An 8,494-nucleotide genomic window follows, 5' to 3' on the forward strand; every position below is an offset into this window, starting at 1 on the left:
TGAAATATAGGCATACTCATAACGCTTTGCAGGCTTAACGTACGATTTTTCCCGTTTGTCCATCCACCCACAAGCATCTGTCGGAACCCGGGCATTTCGTGTTCGAGGAAAAGCCAAGAGCGTCCTGTGAATTCACGAGAGATAGTGGTTTGGTTCGCAACCGATAAGCAGCTATCGATGCCGAAAAAACTTAAGTGAAGGGTGTGGGTCACCAGATTCTATGGATACGAGGGCGCCCGGGAACGCCTTGAGATTTGTGTAAACTTTTAGCGGTATTTCGAGTATTTATTTCCATTTTCAGAAACCTACGCTCTCCAAGGCTGCTGCCGTCCCCGTTCAATCATCTTTGTTTACATAATTGGTCAGCATAACGGCAGTACCAGGGAGCGGTGTTCGCGCCCACAGCCATCACCTCAAAAAAAGGATTTAACATGCAGGTCCCACAAGGTTTAACTCTTAGCGAAAAAGATTCGTTTGCGGAGCAGGAATTTGATGCTTTTAACTCGGAGCAGCAGGAAGGGGCTTTGCATGCATCGAACCATTCAGCCAAAGCATCGGGCGTTTTCATCATCGCTGTTTGGCTTGTAGGTCTTTTATTCTGCGCATTGGTTTTCAGTGGGCTCGGTTTTCTCTTGGTGGCGTTTGATGCCACCTTCATAGGCAGTGCGTATCAACTGCCTGAATCGAGCATCCCCCGCGCAATTGTTTTCTCGGTTATAGGTCTTGGCCATGCGTTGCCGTGCGGCGCTGCTATTTGGATGGGTTACTTGATGTCCTGCGGTTTTATCCAACCTCACAAGCGCAGCGCTGAATTTTGATCTGTGCTGATCGCTTGTTGCGCGGTGAAGTGCTGTGTAATCGGCAAGCCAATCAATGCAGTCTGTTTCTGTAGGCACAGCACCTTTAGATCCATGCTCGATGACGGCCTCTCCGTCTCTTACACGCCATCGAGCATTGAAGGCCAGCAAATACCCCTCCTGCTTGTTTTGGTGCTCGCCACCAGTCATAGGCGACCAAGCTATGAGTACAATATTATTCATTTCCAAGAATGGTTTGGATGAGTTGCGTATCGAGGTCTCGCATCGCCTCGACATGCCCTTCTCGCTTGAATGTAACCTTGATCGTCGAGGTAGCTCGGTGTATCTGGAGCTGCCCAGGCGATACCAAACAGTTCGTGGCGCGAAGTCAGCGGCTGCAAGAATTGTCGGCAGCGGGCTTGAATGGAAACCACCCGATCCACTGGTCCATCCCTCCACTGTAAATCCTGATCTGGAAATGGCCGCGCAGCGTGACGCCAGCTGGTTGAATTACCCGGATACACGCACGCCGAAGCGCTACCACATCGTCATTAATTCAAAACCAGCGTGCGGCGCACAAATGCTCATGCAAGATCCAGAGCTTGCCGATACGGTCCCAGCTTCTAGTCGATGTCAACGTCCAGGCTGCAAAAGTCGTTGGCCATAGCCCCACCAATCTGCTCCGCAGAAATATGCGCCACTGTGCAGACTGATGTACGTCAGCCGCCAAACTGCAAACCTTCTACGCCACCCGTTAATCCTCACCAAAAAATATAGCGAGCAGCATCAAAATTTTGGTCATTGTTATGGCTCTTTGAAGGCATTGTTGTGCCACTAAAATTCATGAGCACTGCATGTCATGGTCCGGAGGATCATTTGATGGCAATGGCAGTCAGCGGAGGGCCGCAGGCATACAGTGACGATTCATGCAGGTGCCGACGTGAGCGCGAGGTATTCCCGTTTGATTTTGAAAATTAAAACTGTCGCGACCTACACCGCTCTTCAGTTCCGTCCAAGCGCCTACGCACCCAACGCTCATGCGCTGCGAAAACAACTCACCATTTGTAAGAGGGATATTCAGACCAGCTTTCGAACGGCTCAAAAACCATCGATTTGAGAGGGTTGTCGAATGCAGCGATGGCGAGAAGCGTATCCAAAATTGCGCCCAATTCGTTTTTCCTTTTGGCTGGTGTCAGCGTTAGAAAGTAACTTGTCCTGCTATGGATTTTTTCGTTGGCGCTTTCCCCGCCTTCTTGGGCAACCATGAGCGCAGTTTTGTATAAATTTTCGCTCGCCCCAGGCAGCAGGGCCTCAAGGCCATCCAACAAGGCATGCTCCAACTGGTACATAATCGCTTGGTCATTTCTCGTCACGGTAGGCATGAAGGCCAAACCTGCTCTCAATAAGCCCATCTGGATCAGCATGTTTGGCCAAATACAGTCAAACCCATAAATCGGTGCCGGGTCGTCCCCGAACAAATCCTTCGTACCTTTGTGCCTCATGCCATCGCAGGCGTGACGCACCTCATCGGCTAGCCCTAATAGTAGTGGGTCTTCTATTTCGATAAGGGTGCTTTCTTCGATGACACGGTGGATGAAAGTCCAGAGCGCTTTGAGTTCGTAAATATCGCCCCAGAGCACAAGTCCGGCGTTACTTTTTCGTATGGCGTGGTGCATCTGGATCACCCTGTTATGAATGGAATTGCTACAGGATAGGCGAGCTGAGGCAGCCGGTCACGACAGCTTTTAATCCCCTACGACAGCTTTCATTCTCTAAAATCTGCCGGTCCATTTGAAGTGGCTCTTTTGCTTGTGTGTATATCCTTAGAGGTATACACTATTTTCACTGAAGCGAATCAATGATGATGCGTGATAGTTGGACACTGAAGCCTAAGAAAGCCGTAACGTTGCGCTCGGTAGAGCGCTATTCGCAACTGAATTCACGCACGCCACTTGTCACTTAGCCCCGGAATTCCGGGACCTGTCGAGAGACGATTCGAAGAGTCGGCTGCCAACATTCAACTATTCAATGGGGATGCATCATGCGCTGCAAAGATCAGGAATTCACTATCGGCAAGGGTCAGGAAATGGTGGACGGAAAGTCCCATTATGGATTAGCCCCTACAAAACCGGACACCAACTCCCCGTTAAATTGATGCCACTGCCAAGCGCCTGAACTCCCTCGGTGAGCGATAGTTCAAAGCGCTGTGCGGATGCTGCTCGTTGTAATGCTCAAAGGCAATTGCCAGGTTACGCAGCGCCGTTTCTCGATCCGGCTTGGGCATGTGCGCCACATAATCCCGCTTGATCGTCTTCACGAAGCTCTCGGCCATGCCGTTGCTCTGCGGGCTGCGCACAGGTGTGGTCACCGGTTGCAAACCGATCTGCCGAGCAAACAGGCGTGTCTGTTCGGCGGTGTACGCCGAGCCGTTATCGCTTAGCCATTGCACCGGCGTGGCGGGCAGTTGATCGCCAAAGCGCTTCTCCACGCTTTCCAGCATCAAGTCGCGGATATCATCGCCGCTGTACCCCGTTGGACTTGCAACCCAGCCGATGGCCTCACGATCACAGCAGTCCAGGGCGAAGGTCACGCTCAGTTTGGCACCGTCCTCGCAGCGGAACTCAAAACCATCCGAGCACCAACGCGTATCACTGGTTTTCACCGCAATACGACCTTCGTGCCGCCGCGGCACGCCGGGTTGTTTGAGTCGACGCTCCAGCAGCAAGTTGTGATCACGCATGACCCGGTAAACCCGCTTCACATTGATTGCCGGTAGCGACTGGGTTTCACGGGCTCGACGCAGCAATCCCCAGACCCGACGGTAGCCATAGCTGGGCAGCTCGCTGACCTGTTGCTGGATCTCAACCACCAACTCAGCGTCGTCCACAGGTCTGCTTCGCCGTACTTTGGGCGATACCGATTGTTTGATTCGAACCGTTAATTGCGAGCGCGCCACACCGAGACATTTGCTGACCAGCTTCACTGGTCGTCCCCCGGCAACAAGGGTGAGTGCGCAATCCATTTTCGCGACCGGGCGATCTCCACGGCCTCTTTGAGGATTTCTGCTTCCATCGTTTTCTTGCCCAGCATCCGTTGCAGTTCACGGATCTGCTTGAGCGCATCGCTCAGCTCGGAGGCCGGCACCACGGCTTCGCCAGCACTGACCGCCGACAGGCTGCCGTCCTGGTACAGCTTGCGCCACAGGAACAGCTGGTTGGCATTGATGCCGTTGCGCCGAGCCACCACCGAAACGCTTTGTCCGGGCTCAAGGCTCTCGCGAACCATGGCCAGTTTTTGCTCCGGGCTCCATCGGCGCCGCCGCTCCTGGCCCAAAAGCTCCCCACTCTTATCGTTGCTATTAGTCATAAACATAACCGTTTGCCTATCCCTTATCGTAAGGGGGAAACGGTGTCCTGTCTTTCATGGGGCTCGTTCACATTACCCGGACCTCGTTCGGTTGGTTATCCCAAAGGATCAAGCGCTTGCACTGGCTCAAAAAATCCTGCGAGAGCTTGAGCACGTTCGGCCCGATCAAACGCACTTGAACGAAATACCTCTCTTCGGCCAGCTTGAAGATGTCGACGACGACCAATAAGGAAAATTGTCCATGAAGCTCATCACGGTGGTGCGATTCCCGAATGGCTCTTGGTCTATGGGGGGGCCGGTGTCCGATCCAGACTATATGCAGTGCGAGGTTTATGTCGTTCCCTTCGATAGCGATAAGGAAGCCAAGAAGCTCGCCCAAGCAGTAAGACGTCGTCTGGTTGCTAAAGCCCTGGACCTGCCCACGCAAGAATCTCCGTATCGGCACCCGAGAACAGCCGCGTAGCTTAATACCGCTGTCACGTGCGACGACGTAGCCCGCGATCCAGCAAGATCTGACGCATAGAAGTTCATCCATTTTCGCGGCGGCGAAGACAACAAGTCATCTTGATGTCCAACAAAATGAAATGCCAAAGCCCAGCTATAGCTGGGCTTTGGCAGTAGAAGAGGCGTGGTTTTGCGCTCGGGATTAGGAGATGAAATTGAACATTCTTAAAGTTGCCGCCATTACGACCTTGCTGATTTCTACCTCTGTTGGAGCGGTCGGTAAACAGGCTCCGACCCCTACCTTTGATCTAACACAAGCTTGCCCTATCTATCTGAGCGGATCGTTGAGCACAGAAGCAGAGGACAAACTTAGGCAAATGGGCATTGACCTCCCCGTCGCATGCAAAGGACTCAGCTCAGACCGCAGTAAAGATTGGGTGTTGATCCTCACCCCGACGAATCAGTCCGCCACGTATGTGCCTGGCTTTAATTCAGAAGTGGCTTGCACTCAAGCAGTAAATATCTGGCAGGGCCGAGATCGCAATGCGGGTGATCAACCAGGGCATGCCGTTTGCGTTGCGCGATAGGAATTTCTCAATAGGGACGCTAAAGCTCCGGCCCGAATACAGGCCGAGGCCGTAGAAAGATGCCCTTTTGGCGTCTACCAAATCTAAGGACTGACACATGCCACTACCGAAACCAAAAAACATGACCCTTCGCCAACGGGAAGTTGCCGCCAAGGTTCAGTGCTACGACTGGAACTCCGAGCACCAGGAAGGTGTAAACGTGACCTACGAAGAGCGCCTTGGCTCGGGTGAGACGATCCAGACCAAGACCTGCGGCAAAGCATTCGTCATGTGCTGCGAGCCGGTCATCATGGTGGAGGATGTTTCAGGTGCTGTTTCTTTGGAACACTGCACCGTCGTAGCTGAACACGCGGCTGCGTAAGAAGGAAATTCAAATGAGCATAGTTTGGCAAGCTGATATTTTTTGCGACGGGACTGACGGTGGGGGCTGCGCCAAAACAGATTTCATCGAACAGGGTGAGACCTACTGGCATAGCACCAAAGGCTGCGCCACAGGTGCATGGGAAGTGGCGAAAGCTAATGGCTGGGTAATGCGCCGATTGAAAGGTCGGAATATCCACGTATGCCCTCACTGCCAAAACAGGTAGGAGTGATAAAGCATGAGCATCAGGGCATCGACAATCACAGTTTGCAAGGCATGCGAAAGCACTGACCTGACTTGGCAAACCTCTATCGTCAACCTGTCGAGCGTCCAGCAAGGGCGCCTCAACACTCAAGACGTACAGTGTGTTTTCTTCCTCGGCTGCAACCACTGTTCCGAGACGCTAGCAAAAGTCAGCGCTGACAGCGTGGCAAGCCTCTTGAACAAGTCAATAACTGCCAATGTAGACCAGAATGATTCAAGCTCCGTGTCTGCCAAACTGGACTCTGCTTTGGCAGTGCTTCGGAAGGTCGATATGACCCCACTTGATAGATGGTACAGGGAAGGGCTTAACGTCGAAGTTGCGCAGATCCTTCGCGACAATGAACCAGCAGCCAATTGAGGGAAGACGCGAGCCGATGGGTTGAGTAGCGACATGCTGCTCTCCCTCATACAAAAGGATTCAACCAATGAAATTCGTTTATGCAGCAGCGCTTTCGATCATCGCAGGTACTACCCAGGCGGCGGAAGCCGTGCCAAGCCTAAATGTGCCAACCGGCGCGGTCATTGACTGCTTGCCAGTCCCAAACATTGAAACCGGGGCTGCGTTCGACAACTCGTTGAGGATCAGTAGCAGATGAATCAGCTTGAGAAAACAATTATTGAATCGGCTCAGACTCAGCTCGTTGAGCTGCGCCGCGAGTTGAGCCAACCAGATGGCCAAGGGCGCAACGACGGTGCGTCATCAGCCTACTGGATGCTCAACGGTCTGGTGATGCTTGGCCATCTGCGTGATAACGGTATGAGCGATGATGGGGCAGCAACTCTGCTCGCTATCGAGCGCGAGTCTGCTCACCTAATGGCAAATTCTCAGGCCGACCAAGACTTGCCCCATGGATTTAGCACGCTCTGCGATCAAACGGATGAACAAGCTGACCACGCTTACAACATGGGTGTTGCAGCAGGGTTCATTAAAGTACGTGATCCATCCGGGCCGCTAGACGAGCGGATTTTTGACCTCACTGGCAACCCTCCCGCAAAGAACTGAGCTATTCAAGGACAGTCACATAGGCAGGCCCCATTGCGCCGCTCACTATGAATCATAGGAAAGGGTGTTGCCGCTGACCGAAAACTGACCCAGTAGAGGCTGTTCTGCCGACTGAAAACTGACCCAGGTGTTCAACTGCTTCTGCTCAATTTTTGAGCAGGAGAACACAGGGTGATCAGTATGGAAATGATGGGCAAAATTCGCCGGATGTATTTCCGCGACAAGCTGTCGCTGCATGAGATAGCCAAGCGCACCGGGTTGGCGCGCAACACGATTCGCAAGTGGGTCAGAGCACCTGAGGCCAAGCCGCCGGTCTACCAACGCCGCGCGATCTTCAACAAACTCAGCCCTTTTCACGCCACGCTGGAGCAGGCGCTAAAAGCCGATTCGCTGCGGCCCAAGCAACAGCGGCGCAGTGCCAAGGCGCTGTTGGCGCAAATCAAAGCCGAAGGTTATGACGGTGGCTACAGCCAGCTCACCGCGTTTATCCGTGCCTGGCGAGGGGGACAGGGCAAGGCGTCGCAGGCCTTTGTGCCGCTGACCTTTGCTCTTGGCGAGGCGTTTCAGTTTGACTGGAGCGAGGAAGGCTTGCTGGTCGGCGGCATTTACCGGCGTATGCAGGTGGCACATCTGAAGCTGTGTGCCAGCCGTGCGTTCTGGCTTGTGGCGTATCCGAGCCAGGGCCATGAGATGTTATTTGACGCCCATACACGCTCGTTCGGCTCCTTGGGCGGCGTGCCGCGCCGGGGCATCTACGACAACATGAAGACCGCCGTCGACAAGGTCAATAAGGGCAAAGGCCGGGCGGTGAATGCGCGCTTTGCGGTGATGTGCGCGCATTACCTGTTCGATCCGGACTTCTGCAACGTCGCCGCTGGTTGGGAAAAGGGCATCGTTGAAAAGAACGTGCAAGACAGCCGCAGGCGTATCTGGCTAGACGCCCAGGACTGCCAGTTTCACTCCTTCGAGGAACTCAATGCCTGGCTGGGCCAGCGCTGCCGCGCGCTTTGGAACGAGCTGACGCACCCTCAATACAGCGGGCTGAGTGTGGCCGAAGTGCTGGAGTTGGAGCGCGCTGAACTGATGCCTGTGCCAGCGCCATTCGACGGTTACGTCGAGCGGCCTGCGCGGGTCTCCAGCACCTGCCTGGTCAGCGTCGGGCGCAACCGCTACTCGGTGCCGTGTGAGTATGCGGGTAAGTGGGTCAGCAGCCGTTTGTATCCGACGCGAATCGAGGTGGTGGCTGACGACGCGCTGATCGCCAGCCATGTCCGCTTGCTGGATCGCGACCAGGTCAGCTATGACTGGCAGCACTACCTCCCGCTGATCGAACGCAAGCCCGGTGCGCTGCGCAACGGCGCGCCCTTTGCTGATCTGCCGGCGCCGCTGCGTCAGCTTAAGCACGGTCTGGGGCGTCATGCCGGCGGTGACCGGATCATGGCGCAAGTTCTGGCTGCCGTACCGGTCGCCGGGCTCGATGCGGTGCTGGTGGCTGTTGAGCTGGTACTGGAAAGCGGCAGCCTGAGCGCCGAACACATCCTCAATGTCGTGGCGCGCCTGGCCGCGACCGAACCACCACCCAGCGTCGAAACCCACTTGTCGCTCAAGGAAGCCCCCGTCGCTAACACGGCGCGCTACGACCGCCTGCGTGGCCAGACCGAGGAGATCGGTC

Annotated in this window: 11 protein-coding genes; 9 read left to right on the forward strand and 2 right to left on the reverse strand. The window is 54.5% G+C overall.

The genetic code is table 11. The annotated features are described in order from the left end of the window. Nucleotides 1-431: 431 nt before the first annotated feature. On the forward strand, nucleotides 432-818 hold the full coding sequence (locus VSQ83_RS26250; protein WP_169872936.1) for a hypothetical protein: 387 nt from the start codon (nucleotides 432-434) through the stop codon (nucleotides 816-818). A 202-nt stretch (nucleotides 819-1,020) separates the two neighbouring features. Then, a complete protein-coding gene (locus VSQ83_RS26255; RefSeq protein WP_326427920.1) occupies nucleotides 1,021-1,464 on the forward strand; it encodes a hypothetical protein in 444 nt (147 codons plus the stop codon). Nucleotides 1,465-1,852: 388 nt separating this feature from the next. Here VSQ83_RS26255 and VSQ83_RS26260 read toward each other — a convergent pair whose 3' ends face one another. Together VSQ83_RS26260 and VSQ83_RS26265 are read right to left on the reverse strand one after the other, a co-directional pair. Beyond that, entirely contained in the window at nucleotides 1,853-2,473 is a 621-nt protein-coding gene (locus VSQ83_RS26260) for a DUF6904 family protein (RefSeq protein ID WP_169872938.1), read from the reverse strand. A 470-nt stretch (nucleotides 2,474-2,943) separates the two neighbouring features. After that, a protein-coding gene (locus VSQ83_RS26265) for an IS3 family transposase (protein ID WP_442800259.1) occupies nucleotides 2,944-4,163 on the reverse strand; the annotation gives its coding sequence in 2 pieces (ribosomal slippage) (nucleotides 2,944-3,818 and nucleotides 3,818-4,163; 1,221 coding nt in all). Nucleotides 4,164-4,404: 241 nt separating this feature from the next. Here VSQ83_RS26265 and VSQ83_RS26270 point away from each other — a divergent pair. The 7 genes from VSQ83_RS26270 to istA form a co-directional block, all read left to right on the forward strand. Next, the gene (locus VSQ83_RS26270; protein WP_326427921.1) at nucleotides 4,405-4,626 is read left to right on the forward strand and encodes a hypothetical protein; all 222 of its coding nucleotides are present in this window, start codon (nucleotides 4,405-4,407) and stop codon (nucleotides 4,624-4,626) included. A 190-nt stretch (nucleotides 4,627-4,816) separates the two neighbouring features. Further along, complete coding sequence (locus VSQ83_RS26275) at nucleotides 4,817-5,194, forward strand: hypothetical protein (RefSeq protein WP_326427922.1); 378 nt, start codon at nucleotides 4,817-4,819, stop codon at nucleotides 5,192-5,194. Between the two features lie 97 nt (nucleotides 5,195-5,291). Continuing rightward, nucleotides 5,292-5,555, forward strand: a complete 264-nt coding sequence (locus VSQ83_RS26280) for a hypothetical protein (RefSeq protein WP_326427923.1) — start codon at nucleotides 5,292-5,294, stop codon at nucleotides 5,553-5,555. A gap of 238 nt (nucleotides 5,556-5,793) precedes the next feature. Next, nucleotides 5,794-6,177: a hypothetical protein gene (locus VSQ83_RS26285; RefSeq protein ID WP_326427924.1), complete on the forward strand. Its 384-nt coding sequence runs from the start codon at nucleotides 5,794-5,796 to the stop codon at nucleotides 6,175-6,177. Between the two features lie 67 nt (nucleotides 6,178-6,244). Next, complete coding sequence (locus VSQ83_RS26290) at nucleotides 6,245-6,415, forward strand: hypothetical protein (RefSeq protein ID WP_326427925.1); 171 nt, start codon at nucleotides 6,245-6,247, stop codon at nucleotides 6,413-6,415. After that, on the forward strand, nucleotides 6,412-6,822 hold the full coding sequence (locus tag VSQ83_RS26295) for a hypothetical protein (protein WP_326427926.1): 411 nt from the start codon (nucleotides 6,412-6,414) through the stop codon (nucleotides 6,820-6,822). Before VSQ83_RS26290 ends, VSQ83_RS26295 begins: the two co-directional genes overlap by 4 nt. A gap of 180 nt (nucleotides 6,823-7,002) precedes the next feature. Next, the coding region (istA, locus tag VSQ83_RS26300) for an IS21-like element ISPst3 family transposase (protein WP_196693432.1) at nucleotides 7,003-8,494 on the forward strand (1,492 nt) is incomplete at its 3' end.

The sequence above is a fragment of the Pseudomonas sp. DSV-1 genome (genome assembly GCF_035830915.1).
Classification (GTDB): Bacteria; Pseudomonadota; Gammaproteobacteria; order Pseudomonadales; family Pseudomonadaceae; genus Aquipseudomonas.